Below are 21,316 nucleotides of genomic sequence, written 5' to 3' on the forward strand. Positions count from 1 at the left end.
GAAATAGAAGCCAAATGGAGGTTTCTTAAAATTTTATATATGAAAACTACTTTTTTACTGGCTGTTTCGCTTTGTGTCGCTGCGTTTCGACCAACTTTTAGCGAACCTCAGCCAAAAGCTTTGCCTCGTATTGCGATTGCCGGTCTGGGCATCGAGTCGAGTACATTCTCGCCTGCTACCACCAGCGAAGAGGCATTTCACGCCAGGCAAGGCAAGCAGGTTTATACCGCCTACCCTTTTATGAATGCCGATTCGGGCATGCGTGCCAAAGCAACGTGGCTACCGGCACTGGTCGGAAAATCGCTGCCAGGCGGCGCTGTGACGCGGGAGGCTTATGAGTCTTTGGTAAAACAAACCTTGGAGTTACTGAAAAAGAACGGCCCGTACGACGGACTTTGGTTCGACATTCACGGCGCGATGAGCGTGGTGGGGCTGGAAGATCCGGAGGGAGATTTTATTGTCAGGATTAGGGAAGTAGTCGGCAAAAAAACGTTGATCTCTACTTCCATGGATTTGCACGGCAATGTGTCCTGGCGGCTCGCCCAAAATACAGACCTGATCACCTGCTACCGCATGGCGCCGCACGAGGATGCCATGCAAACCAAAAGAAGGGCGGTTGCAAACCTGGTTTCAAGACTGGAAAGCGGTAAAGGAAAACCAGCCTACAAGGCCTGGATACCCATACCAGTTCTTTTGCCAGGAGAAAAAACCAGTACCCGCATTGAACCAGCAAAAACCATTTACGCTGCCGTCGCGCCGGCTTCTATGCAAAAAGGCATTATCGATGCAGCCATGTGGGTAGGCTACGCGTGGGCCGACGAGCCACGTAACCATGCGGTGGTAATGGTTACTGGCGATGACAAACAGGCCGTCACCAGTACTGCCGAAAAATTGGCCGCCAGCTTTTGGAATGCGCGTAAAGGTTTCGCATTTGTAGCCCCAACCGCCAATCTGAAAGAAGCCCTCGACAAAGCCGTCGCGAGCGACAAACATCCATTTTTTATCAGTGATTCGGGCGACAACCCGACAGCCGGCGGCGCAGGCGATGTAACCTGGACAATCACCGAGATCTTGAAACGGCCTGAATTTCAGAAAGAAAATGGTAAATCGCTCATTTACGCCTCCATCCCCGGCCCAGAGCTGGTAGAAAAAGCCGTAGCGGCAGGAGTTGGTGGAAAAATTGATGCCGTGGCTGGCGCAAAAGTGGATTCCCGCTTTGCCCCTCCCATCCGGCTGGTTGGAACCGTGACCGCGATCCATCATGGCGACATCAATGCTGAAACCGAAGTGGTGGTAAAAGTAGGCAGCGTGTCGGTGATCGTAACCAAAAAACGGAAACCTTACCATAAAGAAGCAGATTTCACCAGGCTCGGCCTCGAACCGCGCAAAAGCGACATTGTAGTCGTAAAAATCGGATATCTTGAACCGGAACTGTACAACATGCGTGCCGACTGGATTTTGTCTTTAACGCCCGGCGGCGTGGACCAGAACCTGGAACGTCTTGATTATAAACATATCAAAAGGCCGATGTTCCCTCTGGACAAGGATATGAAAGATCCGGATTTGAAGGCGCAGCTGGTACCATCTTCTGATAGCAAATAAAAGGTTAAGTGAGCCTGGCGGCGAAAGTCCGTCAGGCTATTTTATTCTACTTTATATAAATCCCCAAGCTTCTTTGGCGCGACTTCCCGGTACGCACTTGTCAGCGCGTCGCGAAGCATATCTTCCCGCACCTGATTTAATTCCACCAAAGTCCAGCCCTGCTTGCCCCATTTATTGGGTACCGGATAAATGACCGATTTATCGTGCAAACCAAAAACCTCCTGGTCGATCGGACTTAATTTCAGCGAAGCCCGGGCAGCTTTTTCATCCAGGGTGGCGAAGATCTTCTTTCCAACGCGAAAAGCAGCTTTGTCGAAATGCGGCGCTTCGGTGGTTTCCTGAAAAGAAAGCGCAATGTTCCTGAATTCTTCGATTGAAACCATGTGAGGTGGTGGTTGGAGTTTGTCGGTAAGTGGCTGTGGGAATGTTCAAATTTACCCAAATAAAAGTCAGGCTCGGGATTAATCTTTAAGTTTGCGGGCTAAAATGATTTTTAAAAATGCAGTTTTTCAAAACAGTTGCCCCGATCACCATTACCTGCCACAACCGCCTCGCACCAAGCCTCGAAAAGGAAGTGACAGAACTTGGTTTTACCATTCTAGACAAATTTATCACAGGCGTCCGGGTCAGGGGCACGATGAATGACTGCATCCGACTTAATCTTAACTTATTCTGCGCCAGCCAGGTATTATATAGCCTGGGTAGTTTCAAAGCGAAGAACCCCGACGATGTTTACAAACACTTACTGGGCATTTCCTGGGAGGACATCATTCCCGATAACGGTTACTTCTCCGTCACCAGCGGCGTTCAGACTCCCACCGTCAACAACAATATGTATGTGAATGTGAAGGTGAAAGACGCAATCGTCGATCGGATCAGGGAGAAAAAAGGCGAGCGTCCATCCTCGGGGCCCGACTTGTCGGCTACCGTGATACATTTATATTGGAAAGATGAAAATGCCGAAATTTTCATAGATACCTCCGGCGATTCACTGGCGCGCCATGGTTACCGCAAGATTCCCGGAAAAGCGCCGATGCTGGAAGGTTTGGCCGCAGCCACGATCCTTTCAAGCAACTGGGACAGGCAATCAACATTCATCAATCCGATGTGCGGCTCGGGAACATTAGCCATCGAAGCAGCATTGATTGCCAGCAAAAGTCGTCCCGGTTTGTTCCGCAACAATTTTTCATTCATGCATTTACAGGGCTACGACGAAGAATTTTATTACGCCGAAACCGATAAGCTCGATGAGCAGATCATTGAGGTACCCAACCTCCGCATCATCGCCACCGACCACAGCCAGGAGGCTGTCGCGAATGCGAAAAAGAATGCGATTGCGGCTGGCGTGGCCGATATGATCGAGTTTAATGTTTGTGATTTTGCCGAAACCGAAGTGCCGCAGGAACATAAAGGGGTGTTTTTTGTGAACCCGGAATACGGCGAGCGTCTTGGAGAAGTAAAAGAACTCGAAGAAACTTATGGACGAATTGGTGATTTTATGAAACAAAAGTGTGGAGGATATTCCGGATATGTGTTTACCGGTAACATGGAGCTGGCCAAGAAAATTGGGTTGAAAGCAAGGCGCAGAATTGAGTTTTATTCGGGTAAAATCGACTGTCGCTTGCTGGAATACGAGCTTTATGAGGGTACGCGCCGGGAAAGTGTGTCCTAAAAAAGGCTGGTTTTCACTATTGCGTGCCAGAAACTGGCATAATATTTAAACCATTCTGAGCATAATCAAACAACAATTTGTCATGAGACAAGCACAGAATTCGGGTACCATGCATCAGATGCAAAGCTCCCGGGCAAAGGCCGAAAACAAGGACAATTTGGACAGTAGGCACAGAGAAGAAGAGATGGTAAAAGGTAATCATCTCACGAACAATGAGAAGGATCATCATAGCCTCGGCAAAAACCAACGGCAACATCAATAAAGATTCTTTGTGTTTATTGTGATTAGATTGAGTTAGCCGGCCCCGATTTTCGGGTCCGGCTTTTTTTTAGCAGACGACGATCGTTTCGATACCCAGTAACTGACCCAGCTTTTTGATCTTGGAAGAAATATGTCCCACACCGACGGCACAATGGTGCGCCGGGCCATGACTATTCCAGCCTTCCACAAACTTCCGCGCACCGCACGAAAACCGGTAGCGGCTATTCGTATTCCCGATTTCCAGGATCGGCCCTTCTACCGACTCGCCCTCGGCAACCAGCAAATTCACTTTTCCATCCCAGGTTTCCACCACCGAAAGCAAGGTTACCGGCCCATGTTTCACACACATTTCCACCGAAAGACCATTGCCCACTTTTCCATGATATACATACAGCGGCCGCACTTTGGTTTTACCTTCGGCGATTGCAATATGCCCCGGTCCGTCGTGGCCCATCAGCACGATGTCGTCATTGAAATCCATCGCATAATATTCTGTAAATGAGCCGCCCGCGCCGAAGCTGTCCATGATTTTCATGGCCTGCGCATTTTTGATTTCATACTCTCCCGCCACCGGAATTCCGCGTGAAGTCAGCAGGGAATTTCCAAGAATGACCGAGCTCATCGCATCCTCATTCATCGGGTTTCCCGTGCCTTTGTGGTAGTAAGCCATGGAACCCAGCTGATGTTTTTCCACGAGTTTGTCCAGCGCCACCGCAGTACGCGCGGCACGTTTGATCTCCGGTTCGGAGCAATCAGGCTGGATGTCAAAATTCGTATCGAAACGGGCGCACATTGCGTCGATCTCCGTTTCAGAAACTTCCTGCCGTAGGGCTGAAAGTTCATCCACTTCGATCACCTCAATATGTCCGCCGAATGTGGCGGACTGACGTGTCAGATCGGTATAAATATCAAGCATGCCGCCATAATAATTTCCCATGATACCCAGCCGGTTATGCGCCATAATGTTGGCTACATTAGCGGCTGTAATCCACTCGGCTACCTCGTCCCAGGCTTGGGGATCATTGTGCAGCATGCCCGTGATCTGATAAAAAGGGATTTGCGAGCGGTTGAAAACATTGGCGATCTCGGGCACCGGGCAGGCCGAGCAGTAAGCCAGCCACTCCCCCGTCATCTTGGTTCGGTCATTCAGGCTGTTAAACCATTTGTAGTCGATCGCCGGCTCGGGCACCAGGTTCAGGACGATCACCGGCACTTTGGCGCGCCTCACCACAGGCAGCACCGTGGACGAAAGCGCATAAGTGGTCACATACAAAAAAATCAGGTCCACATCCTCCCGCCGAAAGGTATGCCCCGCCTCCATCGCATTTTCCGGCGTGTCGATCAGCCCGAGGTTAACGATTTCTGCACCGAAACCCGTCAGTTTTTCCTCCACCACATTCACGTAGCCGCGGAGCCGGTCTTCCAGTCCATCAAATTGTTCCCAATATGCTTTCAGCCCAATCCCGAAAAGCCCGGCTCTCAAATGATATTTTCCTTTTGTCAACATATCAAAAAATACAAATCAATCTAAAAGATCAAAATCAGAAAATTTGCGCATTCTAATTTTTTTTATTGAATTTTACAGTCCGGAAAGCGAATATTGGAAATAAGTTTGCAAAAATAGGATACGAATAAGATTTGCGACAATGAATAATCTGCCTCATTATTTGCACATATTGATATGGAACTCTACCGAAAATACTTTGACTCCGAGCAGCTCGCCAAACTGGCCGATGCCGAACCGAACTGGGGTGTCACGATCCTGAATGTCGGGCATAACATTCACCCTGCGCAAAAGCCCTATCCCGACGCCAATCACCCCGCTAGCTACCATTTCGACTGGGAAAAAGGGCGGGTGATCCAGGAATTTCAACTGGTGTACATTTCGAGCGGCAGCGGCATTTTTGAAACAGAAACCATTCCGCCGACGCTGGTGGAGGCGGGTACCGCTTTTCTGCTTTTCCCGAATGTCTGGCATCGGTACAAGCCCACGCTAGATACCGGCTGGGAGGAATTCTGGGTGGGGTTCGGCGGACATTATTCCGAGTACCTGATGCGGCAGGAATGTTTCAAACCGGAAAGCCCGCTGATTAAGATCGGTTTTAATTCGGAGCTTTTGAATGTGTTTTTAAGGCTGGTCCAAACATTGAAATTCGAAGGCGTCGCCTACCAGCAGATATCTTCCTGCCTGGTGATTCAGCTTTTGGGACTCATCTACGCCTCGGCGCTGATGACCGATCAGGCGCAATCGTATAAAGAAAAACTGGTGCACCGGATGCGGTACCAAATCCACGAAAACTGCACAGGCGTGATCGATATGGAAAAACTGGCGACGCAAAACGGCGTGAGCTACGGGTGGTTCAGGAAATCTTTCAAAGAAGTGACGGGTACGTCGCCGGGTCAGTATCATTTGAATTTGAAGATTGAAAAAGCTTGCGAAATGTTACGTGAAACCTCTTTTTCCATTTCAGAAATTGCCTACAAAGCCGGGTTCGAATCGGAATTTTATTTTTCAAGGATTTTCAGGAAAAAGATGACCGTAACACCCTCTGCGTACCGGGAAGGCTAGAAATCGGTTCAAAAGCATTCAATTTTCGTCCGGAACATTCGTTGATAGGCTACCATGAAGCACTACATTCCTCTGATTTTAGTCGCACTTTTTGCTACTTCCTGCGAGTGGCTGGGCAACTCGCCGAGTTTCAGCGACGATTTTATCACCTACACCATCCAGAAGGGCAACCACGATCCGGACAACAACATTAACACCCCATTTACCTCAACCACCCTGCATTTTCAGGCGCTTTTTGACAGTACCTGTGTGTACCAAAATGCCGTTGTGGAAAACCAGAATGATATCAATAAACTCTACGGATTCTCTGATTGCAGCTCAACGCACCAGAATAATAGTGCGCGTTTTGGCTGGAACTGGCGCGAAGGTGCGCTGCGGATCTACGCTTACATTTATGTGAACGGGCAGCGCATGGAAAAAGAATTGGGCACTGCCGAGTTGAATGAGCCGACGGGTTTCAAGATCGAAGCGAAAGATAATTCGTATATTTTCACCTACCGCGGGGTAGAAACAACAATGCCGCGCCACTGTTCAGGCGGCGTCGGCATTGCGTATAAGCTGCTTCCTTATTTTGGCGGCGATGAAACTGCGCCGCAGCTTGTCAGGATCAAAATCAGGAATTTATAACATTGGCATAAATACTGCACGATTCCGCCGGAACATTCAAGACGCCAGTGTTAATCTCCTCATCCAATGTTCGTTCCCCTTTCCAGCTTTCGTCAGAAGAAGTGATCAGCTTCTTCCAGCTTTTCTGATCTCCTGGCAGCGAAACTTCCTGTGAAGATTTAGAAAAATTCAAAACACCCACAACTTCCTGCTCCGCCGAAATGCGGTGGATTAAGATCATTTCCTTATCAGGAAAAGCCTCCACTGTCAGGCCATCGCGATCGGTATTGTTTAGAGCCGACTGCGTTTTTCTCAGATGAATCAATTTTTTATAAAACTCAAACATCGTCTTATGCGGCTCTTCGCTCAGCAAATCCCACTGTAATTTCGACGCGTTGAATGTATCCTCCGACATCGGATCGGGCGCTTCGCCTTCCAGGTGAAATGCAGAAAATTCCTTTTTACGGCCTTTTCTGACGGCTTCTGCCAGCTCAGGATCCGTGTGGCTGACGAAATACTGAAACGGATTCGGTTCGCTCCATTCTTCTCCCATAAATAGCATCGGCAGATAAGGACTGATCATTACTGCACCCGCCAAAAGTTTCTGCATTTCAAAACTCACCAGCTGGCTGGTACGCTCGCCGAGCATCCGGTTTCCGATATGGTCATGATTTTGGGAAAAAACCACAAACTGTCCGCCGGGACTTCCCTCGGCTTTTACACCAAAACGCCGCTTGCGGTGCTCCGACCACTGACCGTCAAAAACGTACGCGTCCTGATAGGATTTCGCCAGCGAAACAATCGGGTCAAAATCAGAATAATAACCGCTTTTTTGCTGACCCGACGATACCCGCAAAGCATGGTGAAACTCGTCGATCCACTGCGCATCCATGCCGTAGCCGCCTGCGGAAATCGGGTTAATAAACCGTGTATCATTCAGGTCCATTTCCACGATCAGGTAATGTTGCCGGCCGGTTTGCTGAGAGAGTTCATCCACCCGCTCGCGGATTTCCTGCAAAAGCTGCCTCGGCCCAAAATCCTTGATAGCATGAACCGCATCGAGCCGCAGCCCGTCAATGTGGAAATTGCGGAACCACATCAGCGCGTTTTCAATAAAATATTGCCGCACGCCGTCACTCCAAGCATCGTCAAAGTTCAGCGCGTCGCCCCAGGGCGTGTTGTATTTATCGGTAAAATACGGTCCGTACTTCGAAAGAATGTTTCCTTCCGGCCCAATGTGGTTGTACACCACGTCCAGGACCACCGCGATACCCTTGGCATGACAGGCATCGACCAAATGCTGCAAACCTTCCGGCCCGCCATAAGAATCCTGCACACAATAAGGAAAAACGCCATCATAACCCCAGTTACGTGGCCCGGCAAACTGGGACACCGGCATAATCTCGATCGCATTCACGCCCAGCTCAACCAGGTAGTCCAGCTTGCTTTCTACCGCTTCAAAAGTTCCTTCCGGCGTAAATGTGCCGACGTGCAGCTCGTACATGATGTAATCTTTCAGGGCAGGATTTTGCCAATCCTTATCCGTCCACTGCATATTCTTCACATCATGCGCCCCCGACGGTCCGTGCACACCCTGCGGCTGCGACAAGGAAGCCGGGTCGGGCAAAGGCTCGTCGTCATTCACCATAAACTGGTAAAGATCACCCGGTTTCAGCTCCGCGGTCATCAGCGACCAGTAGCCAAACTGTTCCTTTTTTAAAAGTAATTTCTTGTTTTTGTCCGTAATTGCAACCGTTACTTGCTCCGCTTCCGGTGCCCACACCAGTATTTTTGCCTCGCCAAATTCATTAAAGCTCACGCCCGGCTGCCCGTGCCAAATCTCAGTCGCATTCATATTTTCTGTTCCTCCAAAGCGTGTTTAAAAACTACGATAGACCGGCTGTCCACATTTACCTCCGTCCCCGCCGCGATCGTCTGGCCGTCGTCGCTCACGCAGCAGTCGGCGGTATCGATCACCTTGCGCCAAAGGCTGCCATATTTTTCCGGCGGAAGCGTATAGGTTACAGGTTCATAATGTGCATTAAAAATCATATAAAAACTGTCGTCGTAAATCGGCGCACCTTTTGGGTTGACATGACGTATCCCCTTACCATTCAAAAACACCCCGAGCGATTTGGCATAATCGTGATTCCAGTTTTCTTCGGGCATTTCGGTGCCTTCCGGCAGGAACCAGGCGATATCTTCCAATCCTTTGCCTTTGATGGGTACGCCCCGGAACCAATGTTTCCTTCTGAATGTCGGGTGCTTTTTCACAAACGCAATAAGCTGCTGCGTAAAGCCCAATAGTTTTTGGTCAACCTTATCCCAGTTCAGCCATGAAATTTCATTATCCTGGCAGTAGGCATTGTTGTTTCCGCCTTGCGTCCGCCCCCACTCGTCACCCGCCACCAGCATGGGCACACCTTGCGATAAAAATAACGTTGTCAGGAAGTTGCGTTTTTGTTTATCGCGCAGGGCGATGATCTCGGGGTCGTCGGTCGGGCCTTCCACACCACAGTTCCAGGAGCGGTTATGGTCGTCCCCATCATTGTTATCTTCGCCGTTTTCGAAGTTACGCTTCTCATTATACGAAACCAGGTCGTTCAGCGTGAAACCGTCGTGTGCCGTGATGAAGTTAATGCTGGCAGTCGGGCGTCGGTCTTCACCTTTGTATAAGTCCGAACTTCCTGTGAAGCGCTCGGCAAACTCGGCGAGCATACTATCCGCACCACGCCAATAATCGCGCATACAGTCGCGGTAGCGACCATTCCACTCCGCCCACCCGATCGGGAATTTCCCTACCTGGTATCCGTCGTGGCCGATATCCCAGGGTTCGGCGATCAGTTTTACCTGCGAAATGACGGGATCCTGGTGAATGATATCAAAAAAGGCGCTGAGACGGTCTACCGCATGTAATTCCCTGGCCAATGTGGACGCGAGGTCAAAGCGGAAACCATCTACGTGCATTTCGGTGATCCAGTACCTGAGGCTGTCCATGATGAGCCGTAGTACGCTTGGAAGCCGCGCGTTCAGTGTATTGCCGGTGCCGGTGTAATCCATATAATAGCGGCCGTCCATCAAACGATAGTACGCCATATTGTCGATCCCGCGGAAAGAAAGCGTGGGGCCCATTTGGTTACCCTCGCCGGTATGGTTGTACACCACGTCCAGGATCACTTCAATCCCGGCCCTGTGCATTTCCTTAACCATATTTTTGAATTCCGCGACCTGCTCGCCGTGCGTCCCGGCGCTGGAATACCTGGCGTCCGGCGCAAAAAATCCGATGGAATTATAACCCCAGTAATTCGTCAATCCACGTTCTTTCAAGTGCCGGTCGGCCACGAAATGGTGCACCGGCATCAGCTCCACTGCATTGACACCTAATTTTTTCAGATAAGAAATGCTCGCCGGGTGCGCCATACCTGCATAAGTACCCCTGATCTCCTCGGGAATTTCGGTATTGAGATTGGTAAAACCCTTGACGTGTGTTTCGTATATAATGGTATCGTGATAAGGAATCTCGGGTGCTTTCACATCCTCCCAGTCAAACCGGTGATCGATTACGACGGATTTTGGAATGTAGCTGCTGCTATCCGTTTCACTAAAACTGAGGTCTTCCGCCGGATCTCCGATATTATATCCAAAAAGCGAATCATGCCACTGAATGGTACCTGAAATCGATTTTGCGTAAGGATCGATGAGCAGTTTGTTCGGATTAAAACGAAGACCGACGGTTGGCTCAAACGGCCCGTGAACCCGGTATCCATATAGCTGACCCGGTTTTAATCCTGGCACATATACATGCCAAACGTGGTGAGAAACTTCCCTGATTTCAATTTTGACATTTTCAGCCAGACTATCCGGACTATCAAACAAACACAGATCAACACCTGTGGCACTTTCTGAATATAGGGCAAAATTCACCCCTTCTTCGTCCCAGGTAGCACCCAGTGGGTACGGTTCTCCCGGATAAACAATTACATTATCAAGTTTCGACTGATCCTTAACTTTCTTATTGGCAATTTTTCCCATAATGCTTTGATTTGTAAACGATTGGCCACTTCCCACCAGCCCGGACCGGGCTTGCTGCACGTCCTGTCTTTTTGTTTAAACTGAAAAATTGCGGCCTGAGAACGCTATTTGCTATAAAATTATGCCAGTGAGCCAGCGAATGGCAGGGAATATTTTCCACAACTGGGATTTTGAAAAAGTAAAAACCGGCACGATGGACCAGCAAAAACTAACAGACATTTACACATTTTTAGAAGAAACGGAGCGGACCAACGAGGATACCGAATATGATCCATCGCAGGAACCGCTGGTGAATGCGATCATCGAGCTGGTAAATAAGAATGGTAATACATCCATCGCAGAAGATTTCGGACAACCGTTTGTACATCCGATGATTACGATACAAAAATGGGTTACGGAGCTGAAAGATATTGTTCGCGACGAAATGGACGGGAATTTACATTAGCAAGAAGAAAATGTGCTTTGGGACGGCCTGAGGCACGATTTTTATGAATTCTCAACTCGTACACACACTACGATTTTGCAGTAGCACGCTACATGCAGTAATTGGTGTCGTATATACTCCCCGGTTTATTAAAAACTTGAAGTAATTTCGTCCCGAAACCCAGGAAACTCTCCTGTTCTTTACAAATACTTAACCGAAATTATGATTCTGATTGTCGACGACAGGCCGGAAAACATTCTCCCTCTTAAAAAAATTCTGGAACTGCATGATTTTGAAACAGATAGCGCTGAATCCGGTGAAGAAGCATTAAAAAAGATCCTGAAAACGACTTATTCCGTAATCATCATGGACGTGCAAATGCCCGGCATGGATGGTTTCGAAGTGGCTGAGGCAATCGCCGGTTTTAATAAAGCAAAAGATACCCCCATCATTTTTCTCTCGGCGGTGAATACCGAGAAACGTTTTATTACGAAAGGCTATTCTTCGGGCGGTATAGACTACCTCACGAAGCCCGTCGATCCGGATATTTTGCTGCTGAAAGTCAAAACATTTTACAAACTCTACGAGCAGCAGCAGGAGTTGAAAGTGATTCAGGAATCATTGCGCCGGGAAATAGATTCCCGCAAACGTGCGCAGGAGGAACTTGCCGCCAGGATGGAAGAGCTGCGGATGGCCCATGAAATGCTCGAACAAAAAGTGCAGATCAGGACAAGTGAGCTGACGGACAAAAACTCGGAACTGGAAACCACCAACCATGAATTGCAGCAATTTGCCTGGGTTGTATCCCACGATTTGAAAGAGCCGCTGCGCAAAATTCAGACATTCAGCCAGTTAATTAAAGACAAATATTTAAGCGAAAATCCGGAGGCAACTTCTTACCTCAACCGGTCTATCAATTCCTCGGCACGCATGTCGCGGCTGATCAGCGATTTGCTGGATTATTCGCGGCTGTCGGTGAAAGCTTACTTCCAACCTACCGACTTGTATGCGCTGGTAAATGAGCTGCTGCTGGATTTTGACGAGCAGATCAGCGAAAAGAATGCGGTGATCCATCTTGCCAAATTGCCGGTCGTAGATACGATACCGAGCCAGATCCGGCAGGTATTTCAAAACCTGATCAGCAATGCTTTGAAATTCTCGAAACCAGACGTGCAGCCGGTGATCAACATTACCTGCGCGCTCTGTGAAACGAAAGATACCACAAGCCCGGAATCCCCTACCGGCCGGTTTTGCCGGATCAGCATTGAGGATAACGGAATTGGCTTCAACGAAAAATTCCTGGACAGGATCTTCATCATTTTCCAGCGGCTCAACAATCCCGGAAATTATGAGGGTACCGGCATCGGCCTGGCCATCGCCAAGAAAATTATGGACAAACACAACGGCTTAATCTCGGCCCATAGCATGGAAAACCAGGGCGCTAAGTTTGTGCTGGTTTTGCCTTTGGAACAAGATAAACCGCAAAAAGAAACTCAGTCAGAAAATCAGTACACGGAAAATTTATGAATAGACCTTCTAACACCATCATTCAGCAGTTACAGATTGTCTTCTCGTTTTCTATTCTCCTGCTCATTTTCAGCCTCCTGGCGTCCTATTACAGTACGCAGAAACTCATTAACAACTCGGAGTTGGTAAATCATACCAATGAAGTCCTCATTGAAGCCGAAAGCATTATTTCGCACATGAAAGATGCGGAAACAGGCCAGCGCGGCTTCCTGGTAACCTCCGACGAAGCATTTCTGGAACCTTATAATGGTGCTTACCAGGCCACTACCGATAGTTATAACAAGCTCAGCGACCTTACCGCTGACAACCCGACCCAGCAAAAAAACCTGCGGGAAGTGAAGGCTTTGTACGAAGCCAAGTTCGGACAGATGCAAAACATTATCGATCAGGCGAAGCGGTCGCAAAATTTTGTGAATGATACCGAGAGCCGCCTGAAAGAAATGCTGCGGGGAAAAAAGCTGATGGACGATTTGCGGATGGCGACCAAGCGGATCAAGGAGGAGGAAGCCGCAATCCTGAGTACCCGGCTAGAACAGCAGCAGATCTACATTACTTATACGCCGGTGCTGCTGGTGATCGCTGCACTGATTTCCATCCTGATTACGGTATTTGCTTATATCCGGATCAAAAACGACATGGACAAGCGCATTGCGCAGCAAAACCGCGACGCGGCGCTGTATGATGAAACAAACCGGCGGATCGGGCACATTGAAGAAGTAACCAGGCAGGTATCGGCGGGGGATTTTACCGTACGAAGCCAGGACGATAAGGAAGACGAGCTGGGCCGGATTTCGGTGGCGCTAAATGCTATGACCGAGTCGCTGGCGAGTACGATTTCGGATTTGACTACCCGTAACTGGCTGCAAACCGGTACGGTAAAAATCAGCGACGCGATCCGGGGCGAGCGGATCGTAAAAAAGCTGGCCTCCAATTTATTGAATGCACTGACGGATTATACCGGTGCGCAGCTGGCGACGATTTATATTCTGGATAATGACTGGAATTTCAGGCTGACGGCCTCTTATGCCGTGCAAAATGCGCCGGAGGTAATCCTGGCGGGCGAAGGTTTGACGGGCCAGGTGATTGCGACCATGAAACCGATGATCGTGCGGAATGTGCCTGAAAATTATTTGAAAGTGAAATCGAGCCTCGGTAACAGTACTCCGGGTGCGCTGGCAATCCTGCCTCTGACTTACGCCTATGAATGTATCGGGGTGATTGAGCTGGCCTATCTGCAGGCGCCTGGCGAAACGGAAGTGAAATTCCTGGAAGACAACCTCGAAGCGATGGCGACGGGGATCAACTCGGCGATGGACTACCTGAAACTGCAAAACTTCCTGGAAGAAACGCAGGCGCAGGCCGAAGAGCTGCAAACCCAGCACAACGAGCTAGAAAACCTGAACGCTGAGCTGGAAGCGCAGTCGCAGAAATTGCAGGCTTCGGAAGAGGAATTGCGAGTGCAGCAGGAAGAGTTGCAGCAAACCAATGAAGAGCTGGAAGAACGCAGCGGGCTGCTAGAAGAGAAAAACCTGGAAATCCAGAAAAAAGCGGAAGAACTGGAACTGACGACGCGCTACAAATCGGAATTCTTAGCCAATATGTCGCACGAGCTGCGGACGCCGCTGAACTCTATTCTGCTGCTCAGCAGGCTTTTGGCAGAAAATGATGATAAAAATCTGAATGCTGAGCAGATTGAATATGCGACGGTGATCCAGTCGTCTGGTAATGGTTTGCTGGGACTGATCGATGAGATCCTCGACCTTTCCAAAATCGAAGCCGGTAAGATGGAGCTGGACTACGTAAGTGTTTCGGTGAAGGAAATTGCCGAGGATATGAAGGCGCTTTTTGCGCCGGTAGCACGGGAAAAAGCGCTCGATTTCGATATTCAGGTAGCTCCGGGCGTACCGACATTGATCGTGACGGACAAAATGCGTTTGGAACAGATCATCAAAAACCTGCTTTCGAATGCATTGAAGTTTACTTCAAAAGGCTCGGTGAGAATGGATGTGAAGCTGCGCGACGACAGCAATAACATGATCTGCTTTTTGGTAAAAGATACCGGTATCGGTGTAGCAGCCGACAAGCAGGCGCAAATTTTCGAAGCATTCCAGCAAGCCGACGGTTCTACCAAAAGAAAATACGGCGGCACGGGGCTCGGGCTCTCGATCAGCCGTGAGCTGGTGAAATTATTGGGTGGGGAAATTTCGCTGACGAGCGTGGTGAATGAGGGAAGCGAGTTTACGATCATTATCCCGATATCACCGGAACATGCACTTAATGATCCTGAAAACGCCAATTTTGTTTTAAAACCGACGGTGGCAGACGAGTCGCGCCTGCGGAAAATTTCCATCAAAGATCCACAGTATATCAGCACGGTCATCCCTGAAAATATCCCCGACGACCGCAACGAAATCACGGAGCACGATAAAGCGATCCTGATCATTGAGGATGATACTTTTTTTGCCAAATCGTTATTGGACTACACTCGCAAGCAAGGCTACAAAGGCATTGTTTCGGTGCGGGGCGATGAGGGTTTGCAGCTAGCCCAGACATTCAAGCCGATGGGTATCCTGCTGGACATTCAGCTGCCGATCGTAAGCGGCTGGGAAGTGATGGACCAATTGAAGGCGAATGCGGAAACACGGCACATTCCGGTTCACATTATGTCATCGCACCGGTTAAAAAACGAAAGTCTCATGAAAGGCGCGATCGATTTTATCGATAAGCCTGTCTCCGGTGACAAAATCCAGGAGGTGTTCAGGAAGATCGAGCACGTGATTAATAAAGAATCGAAAAAGGTGCTGATTCTGGAAGATAACTCCATGCACGCTAAGGCATTGGCTTATTATCTGGGCACTTTTGATATTAATTCCGAGCTGAAAAGCGACATTAACGAGGGTATCGACGCATTAAAACGGAATCAGGTGGACTGCGTGATCCTGGATATGGGTATCCCCGACAAAAAGGCCTACGAAACGTTGGAGGAAGCCAAAAAGAACCCGGGTTTTGAAAATGTGCCGATCATTATTTTCACAGGAAAAAGTCTTTCGATGTCGGAGGAGCTGCGGATCAAGCAGTATGCGGATTCTATTATTGTGAAAACCGCACACTCCTACCAGCGTATGCTCGACGAAGTTTCGCTTTTCCTGCATGTGGTGGAAGAAAACAAGAAAGATGCGAAGCGGTCGGACCAGAAGAAATTGGGTGCGCTGGGCGAGATCCTGAGCAACAAAACGGTACTGATCGCCGACGATGATGTGCGCAACATTTTCTCGCTTTCCAAATCATTGGAAAACTATAAAATGAATGTGATCACGGCGCTGGACGGAAAAGAAGCTTTAACTAAACTGGAAGAAAACCCGGAGATCGACGTGGTGCTGCTGGATATGATGATGCCGCAGCTGGATGGTTACGAAACCGCCCGCCGCATACGTGAAAATATAAAATGGCGAAACCTGCCTGTGATCGCCGTGACTGCCAAAGCCATGACCGGCGACCGCGAAAAATGCATTAACGCCGGCGCTTCGGATTACATCACCAAACCAGTCGATATCGACCAGCTTTTATCGCTTTTGCGAGTTTGGCTTTACGAACGATTTTAAATCCTAATCCCTCCCATGAAAAAGAAAGTGCTGATTGTTGATGATGATGCCCGGAATATTTTTGCCTTGAAGGCTACTTTGAAGGCGAAAGGTTTTGAATGCATTTCGTGTATGGCTGCGACGGAAGCGCTCGACATTCTCCGCTCCGAACAAGAAGTTGACGCCGTGCTGCTCGATATGATGATGCCGGAAATGGATGGTTATGAGGCGATTCCGCTGATTAAGCGCATGGATAGCCGGGAAAATATTCCGGTGATCGCGGTGACGGCGCAGGCCATGGTAGGCGATAAAGAGAAATGTCTGCAGGCGGGCGCTGATGATTACATATCAAAACCCATCGATGTCGAAAAATTGTTAAAGCTCTTGCAGGATATTTAATATGTGGGAAATGATTGAGGACGAAGACATTGACCTGTTACTGAACGACTTATTTGATCTGTACGGTTACGACTTTACGAGTTATTCCCGGGCGTCGCTCAAAAGGCGTATTGTGCGGTTATGTTCCCTGGACAAGTTTCCCAGTTTCGCGGAGCTGCGTTACCGCGTGAAGAATGATCCCGATTATTTGAAAAGATTTGTGGAGGAGATCACGGTGAATGTGACCGAAATGTTCCGGGACCCTTCTTTTTATAAATCATTGCGTGACGATATTCTGCCGATCCTGGGTACCAAACCGTTTATCCGGATCTGGCATGCGGGCTGCTCCACAGGTGAGGAAGTGTATTCGATGGCGATCTTATTAAAGGAAGCCGGGCTGCTCAAAAAATCACTTTTATATGCTACCGATCTGAATCCGAGTGTTTTGGAAAAAGTACGGAAAGGGATTTTTCCTTTGAACCAAATGAAGCAATACTCGGAAAACTACATTGCTTCGGGTGGCAAAAAAGACTTTTCGACTTACTATACGGCCAATTACGGACAAGCCAAATTGGACCGCGACCTTTCGGAAAAAATCATCATTTCAACGCATAACCTGGTGTCGGACAGCTCTTTCAACGAATTTGACCTGATCCTTTGCCGCAATGTGCTGATCTATTTTGATAAAAATTTGCAGGACAGGGTACTCAATCTTTTCGACGCAAGCCTGGGATCGCTGGGTTACCTCGCGCTCGGGACGAAAGAGACATTGAAATTTTCGGCGATCCAGAACAAGTTCAAGCAGATTAACCGGGAAAAAATATGGAAGAAAATCGTGTAGTACCACCTTGCCAACTGCTCCTGATCGGTGGCTCGGCCGGCAGTTTGGAAGTACTTTTCAAGCTGCTTCCGAGGCTGAATGCAGACCTTCCTTTCGCAATTGTGCTGGTACTGCACCGCCGCAGCACCGGCGATTCTTCCCTCACAGAATTGCTTTCTTCCAAAACCGTGAACCACACTTCGGAGGTCGAGGACAAGGAACCCGTCAAGCCGGGCAACATTTACCTGGCTCCCGCCGACTATCATTTACTCATTGAAAAAGACCGCACATTCTCGCTGGACTATTCGGAAAAGATCAATTTCAGCCGACCCAGCATTGACGTTACGTTTGAATCCGCCTGCGAAATTTATGGGGAATCGGCCGTGGCATTGATTTTGTCAGGCGCCAACGAAGACGGAACGCATGGTATGAAATGCATTAAGAAGGCCGGCGGACGTACGCTGGCGCAAAATCCCGAAACTGCGCAAATGCCTTTTATGCCGAATTACGCTATAACTCATGGGGTGATTGATTACGTTCTTGACATTCCGCAAATGGCGGATTTCATCAATCAAATGAAGTGAAAATTCAGGCGATCGTTGATTTCTACCATAAAAGAAATGATCAGTCTTTTGTTGTGACGCAGATTTCGGGGAAATTTGCAGGAAAGTAATTCGTACCAGATCATTAAGACAACATGGCAGCGCCCAACAGATTATATAGCGTCTTATTCAACAAATGCCCAAGATGCGGCGTCGGCGATTTTTTCATTACAAAAAGCGCCTATAACCTCCGGAATTTTGATAAAATGCACAAACATTGCCCGCATTGCGGCGAAAACCTGGTGCCCGAGCCGGGATTTTATCAGGGTGCATTGTATATGAGCTACTCTTTCTATGTAGCTTTCATGGTGATCTACTTCCTGATCTTTGTCAACTTTTTTGAAAAATACATCGACTATTTCCTGATCAGCATTATCCCGATTCTGATCATTCTTACACCGCTCTTTTACAGGCTGGCGAGACGTTCCTGGCTGGCATTATTCATCAAACCCCTGGAAGAAAAGCATCCCGAAAACTCGGCACATTAAGCCACAGAGCGTTTTCGGAACTCTTCGGGCGTAATACCTGCTTCTTTCTTGAAGAATTTCGAAAAGTAAGAGTTATCGCTAAAATTGAGCTGATCGGAAATTTGGGAAATGGTCAGGTCCAGGTTGACGAGCAGCCTTTTTGCTTCCAGGATAATCCGGTTCCGGATCATTTCCCCGGCCTGGATCCCGAGCCGCTCCTTGCAGATCGCATTCAAATGGTTGGGCGTCAGGTTCAGCATGGAAGCATAAGCACCCGGCAGCCTCTGCTCGTGAAAATGGGTCTCGATCAGCTTTTTAAAATCCCTTACTACCTGACCTTTACGCCCCGCAGGCTCATTTTCTATGTCCCGTGTCCGGCTCTGTTCAATGGTCAGAAACACTTGCAGCAGCAACGCCCGGATCATATCTTCCCGCAGAAAAGATTTGCCGGCAGCCTGCTCAACCAATACTTCCAAAAGGGCTACTACCGATTTCCCAACACTGACATCAAGATCAACAACCGCATGACTTGCATCACCATCGAAGAAAGAAAAACTTTCCAGATAATCGGGCTGGTGCAGAAATGAGCGAAAGAATGTGTCGGAGAAATTGACAACATATCCATCCATCTTTCCGGCAAAATACCAGGCGTGGACCTGGCCCGGCACCATGAAATAAATCTGGTAAGGCACAACTTCAAACCGGTGAAAATCAATGGTATGATAACCGCTGCCCTCAGTGAAAAGCACCATGTGATAGAAGCTGTGGCGGTGCGGAAAAACCAGGTTCTGGTGCGCTTCCAGATAGTCGGCAAACCGGCTGACCATCATATCGTCGGACCTAAAATCTGATAGCGGGCCAATATCCAGCCGCGGAAATGTCGTCTGCATTTTCGTTTTTTAAGTGGTGTTGGGGCGAACCTGGATGTTGGGGCGAACCTCCTGGTTCGTTCCGCCTTTTCCAAGGCCTCCGGCCGCATTATCTTTGAACACCGGCCAGAGGCCTGTTAATAATCGGCACGAACCTGAGGTTCGCGCCAGCTTTCGTCGCGGGTGCCTTGTCGCTTTAAGATTAATGCGCAAATCAGGGATACGATGAGACCTACCGGCAAAATTTCCATATAAGTCAGCAAGGCGAAGCTGACCGGATTTTTATACATTTCCTTATAACCATTCATTTCGTCGATTTGTGATTGCAGCTCCGCGCCCGTCACACCTTTGGCTTGCAGGCTTTTGATTTGTGCGGCGCAGAATTTATCCATGAAATCGGGCATAAAAAAATGGAAATCGATGCCCCAGGCGATGACATACATGGTTGAAGCGATGAGCGAAATGCCCAGCCCGATCATCAGCGCCTGCCCGAATTTGATCCTACCCTGATTATACTTATCCCGGAAATTTTTTACACCCACAAAAATCAGTGAAAACGACAGCAGCATCGAGGCATAGCCGACGATCATCCCGCTGTTCGAATCCATTTTATCGTGCAGGAAATTCATTGAGAAAAGCATAAAAGCCGATACAATTGTCCCGGCAATCAATCCGCAGGTAAGTATTACTTTTTTCATTTTGTTAAATGTTTTGGTAAATGTGATGCCGCAAATTTGAGTTTCAGGGCCGGTTTTCGGGTCATACTTTCGGGTGATTTTAAGCAGAAAAAGCGTTTTTCACCTAAAAGTATTAAGGGATAAGGCTCAACCTCCTCGCTTTTTCGACCGCCTGGATCCTGCTTTTCACTTCCAGTTTTTCAAAAAGACGAGAAGTGTGTGTTTTAATGGTGTTGAGGGAAACAAAAAGCCGCGACGCGATTTCCTGGTTGCTATGACCTTCGGCGATCAGCTGCAAAACTTCCAGCTCGCGCCTGCTCAGCCCGAGGCGCAGCATTTCGCTTTCGTTAAAGGTAAACTGGCCGTCGGAAACAACCCGTATTTCTTTTTCGATGACAATGGTTTCTACGCGAGGCGTGCCGATGCCCGGCGTACCGACGCCCGGCGTAATGAGTTTCAAAGCGAGCCAAATGCCGAGGCCGGTGAAAAGCAGGGCGATTGCCCCGGCGTAAATTTCAAAAGCGTGGTCGATGATGAGGAAGCGGAATTCCAGCCATTTTAACAAAAACAGCAGCAGCGCGAGGGACGCGCCGTAGAGAATTACCTGCCTGTGTCTTGTGAAGAAGCCGGTCAACATTCGCTGGATGATCTGAAATTTAAGCCAGCCAAAATTAAAAATTTTTTGATGCTGGCTGGCTTAAATTTCGAAGGCGACCGGGCTGCAGTGTGGTTTAAACTACTTTTTAGGATTGATAACCTGGTCCAGGCCTTTGCACATTTTCTTGATGCGCTGGTACGATGCCAGACTATTCTGCCTTTTATCGAGCTCAATTTCCAGCTTCCCCGGCGAGGCTTCGTAATCAAATTTCGTGTTGTCATCGAGCGTCGTAGTAACATCCACCGCATTATCGTAACTAATACTCGACGGCGAAATGCGGTTGTTGATATACCGCTCCACATCCCGGCTCCTGCTCCTCGGAAAAGTTGCGTTGTACCGGTAAATGTGATCATCATCCACAACTTTAATACTAATGTTGTCCGATTCGCGGCAGGCAACAAGACTGACAAATAAGCAAAAAGCGAAAAGAATGTTTCTAGATTTCATGGCCATTATTGTTTTGCAAGGTACTATGCAATATACAGTAGCTACGTGTTGAAGTGCAGTTTGTTATACATGAGCGGGCTAATTTCGGGACGAGTAACTCTGTTTTGCCATTTATGATTAAATT

General features: G+C 48.5%; 19 protein-coding genes. 11 read left to right on the plus strand and 8 right to left on the minus strand.

Annotation, left to right across the window (positions count from 1 at the left end):
* The first annotated feature begins 39 nt into the window (after positions 1 to 39).
* The gene (locus FEN17_RS06390; protein ID WP_138364443.1) at positions 40 to 1,602 is read left to right on the plus strand and encodes a M81 family metallopeptidase; all 1,563 of its coding nucleotides are present in this window, start codon (positions 40 to 42) and stop codon (positions 1,600 to 1,602) included.
* A gap of 41 nt (positions 1,603 to 1,643) precedes the next feature.
* On the opposite strand, the gene FEN17_RS06395 is transcribed toward FEN17_RS06390, so the two are convergent.
* On the minus strand, positions 1,644 to 1,985 hold the full coding sequence (locus FEN17_RS06395) for an MmcQ/YjbR family DNA-binding protein (RefSeq protein WP_138364444.1): 342 nt from the start codon (positions 1,983 to 1,985) through the stop codon (positions 1,644 to 1,646).
* 116 nt (positions 1,986 to 2,101) lie between these two features.
* On the opposite strand from FEN17_RS06395, the gene FEN17_RS06400 reads away from it, so the two are divergent.
* The gene (locus FEN17_RS06400) at positions 2,102 to 3,274 is read left to right on the plus strand and encodes a THUMP domain-containing class I SAM-dependent RNA methyltransferase (protein ID WP_138364445.1); all 1,173 of its coding nucleotides are present in this window, start codon (positions 2,102 to 2,104) and stop codon (positions 3,272 to 3,274) included.
* 328 nt (positions 3,275 to 3,602) lie between these two features.
* On the opposite strand, the gene FEN17_RS06410 is transcribed toward FEN17_RS06400, so the two are convergent.
* Entirely contained in the window at positions 3,603 to 5,042 is a 1,440-nt protein-coding gene (locus FEN17_RS06410; protein ID WP_138364447.1) for an arabinose isomerase, read from the minus strand.
* A 174-nt stretch (positions 5,043 to 5,216) separates the two neighbouring features.
* Here FEN17_RS06410 and FEN17_RS06415 point away from each other — a divergent pair, with 174 nt between their 5' ends.
* Together FEN17_RS06415 and FEN17_RS06420 are read left to right on the plus strand one after the other, a co-directional pair.
* Entirely contained in the window at positions 5,217 to 6,104 is an 888-nt protein-coding gene (locus FEN17_RS06415; RefSeq protein WP_138364448.1) for an AraC family transcriptional regulator, read from the plus strand.
* A gap of 54 nt (positions 6,105 to 6,158) precedes the next feature.
* On the plus strand, positions 6,159 to 6,731 hold the full coding sequence (locus FEN17_RS06420) for a hypothetical protein (RefSeq protein WP_138364449.1): 573 nt from the start codon (positions 6,159 to 6,161) through the stop codon (positions 6,729 to 6,731).
* On the opposite strand, the gene treZ is transcribed toward FEN17_RS06420, so the two are convergent.
* Both treZ and glgX read right to left on the minus strand, forming a co-directional pair.
* Positions 6,718 to 8,565: a malto-oligosyltrehalose trehalohydrolase gene (gene treZ, locus FEN17_RS06425; RefSeq protein ID WP_138364450.1), complete on the minus strand. Its 1,848-nt coding sequence runs from the start codon at positions 8,563 to 8,565 to the stop codon at positions 6,718 to 6,720. The two genes, FEN17_RS06420 and treZ, sit on opposite strands and share 14 nt — an antisense overlap.
* Complete coding sequence (gene glgX, locus FEN17_RS06430; protein ID WP_138365287.1) at positions 8,562 to 10,742, minus strand: glycogen debranching protein GlgX; 2,181 nt, start codon at positions 10,740 to 10,742, stop codon at positions 8,562 to 8,564. The genes treZ and glgX overlap by 4 nt, the downstream gene beginning before the upstream one ends.
* A 139-nt stretch (positions 10,743 to 10,881) precedes the next feature.
* On the opposite strand from glgX, the gene FEN17_RS06435 reads away from it, so the two are divergent.
* The 7 genes from FEN17_RS06435 (at position 10,882) to FEN17_RS06465 (ending at position 18,562) form a co-directional block, all read left to right on the plus strand.
* Positions 10,882 to 11,187, plus strand: a complete 306-nt coding sequence (locus FEN17_RS06435; RefSeq protein ID WP_229208708.1) for a hypothetical protein — start codon at positions 10,882 to 10,884, stop codon at positions 11,185 to 11,187.
* 201 nt (positions 11,188 to 11,388) lie between these two features.
* Complete coding sequence (locus FEN17_RS06440; protein ID WP_138364451.1) at positions 11,389 to 12,693, plus strand: hybrid sensor histidine kinase/response regulator; 1,305 nt, start codon at positions 11,389 to 11,391, stop codon at positions 12,691 to 12,693.
* A complete protein-coding gene (locus tag FEN17_RS06445) occupies positions 12,690 to 16,295 on the plus strand; it encodes a response regulator (protein ID WP_138364452.1) in 3,606 nt (1,201 codons plus the stop codon). The genes FEN17_RS06440 and FEN17_RS06445 overlap by 4 nt, the downstream gene beginning before the upstream one ends.
* Positions 16,296 to 16,310: 15 nt before the next feature.
* The gene (locus FEN17_RS06450) at positions 16,311 to 16,673 is read left to right on the plus strand and encodes a response regulator (RefSeq protein WP_138364453.1); all 363 of its coding nucleotides are present in this window, start codon (positions 16,311 to 16,313) and stop codon (positions 16,671 to 16,673) included.
* A 10-nt stretch (positions 16,674 to 16,683) separates the two neighbouring features.
* The gene (locus FEN17_RS06455; protein WP_138364454.1) at positions 16,684 to 17,493 is read left to right on the plus strand and encodes a CheR family methyltransferase; all 810 of its coding nucleotides are present in this window, start codon (positions 16,684 to 16,686) and stop codon (positions 17,491 to 17,493) included.
* Positions 17,475 to 18,056, plus strand: a complete 582-nt coding sequence (locus tag FEN17_RS06460; protein ID WP_138364455.1) for a chemotaxis protein CheB — start codon at positions 17,475 to 17,477, stop codon at positions 18,054 to 18,056. The genes FEN17_RS06455 and FEN17_RS06460 overlap by 19 nt, the downstream gene beginning before the upstream one ends.
* A gap of 113 nt (positions 18,057 to 18,169) precedes the next feature.
* Positions 18,170 to 18,562: a DUF983 domain-containing protein gene (locus tag FEN17_RS06465; RefSeq protein WP_138364456.1), complete on the plus strand. Its 393-nt coding sequence runs from the start codon at positions 18,170 to 18,172 to the stop codon at positions 18,560 to 18,562.
* Here the strand turns inward: FEN17_RS06465 and FEN17_RS06470 are convergent.
* The 4 genes from FEN17_RS06470 to FEN17_RS06485 all read right to left on the minus strand — a co-directional run bounded on the left by FEN17_RS06470 (position 18,559) and on the right by FEN17_RS06485 (position 21,192).
* Positions 18,559 to 19,431, minus strand: a complete 873-nt coding sequence (locus FEN17_RS06470) for a helix-turn-helix domain-containing protein (RefSeq protein ID WP_138364457.1) — start codon at positions 19,429 to 19,431, stop codon at positions 18,559 to 18,561. The two genes, FEN17_RS06465 and FEN17_RS06470, sit on opposite strands and share 4 nt — an antisense overlap.
* A gap of 116 nt (positions 19,432 to 19,547) precedes the next feature.
* On the minus strand, positions 19,548 to 20,108 hold the full coding sequence (locus tag FEN17_RS06475; protein WP_138364458.1) for a DUF4199 domain-containing protein: 561 nt from the start codon (positions 20,106 to 20,108) through the stop codon (positions 19,548 to 19,550).
* 112 nt (positions 20,109 to 20,220) lie between these two features.
* Positions 20,221 to 20,724 (minus strand): response regulator transcription factor, encoded by a 504-nt coding sequence (locus FEN17_RS06480; protein ID WP_138364459.1) that lies wholly within the window; start codon positions 20,722 to 20,724, stop codon positions 20,221 to 20,223.
* Between the two features lie 99 nt (positions 20,725 to 20,823).
* Positions 20,824 to 21,192: a hypothetical protein gene (locus FEN17_RS06485; RefSeq protein ID WP_138364460.1), complete on the minus strand. Its 369-nt coding sequence runs from the start codon at positions 21,190 to 21,192 to the stop codon at positions 20,824 to 20,826.
* Between the last annotated feature and the right edge of the window lie 124 nt (positions 21,193 to 21,316).

The sequence above is a fragment of the Dyadobacter luticola genome, from assembly GCF_005860805.1.
Taxonomy (GTDB): domain Bacteria; phylum Bacteroidota; class Bacteroidia; order Cytophagales; family Spirosomataceae; genus Dyadobacter; species Dyadobacter luticola.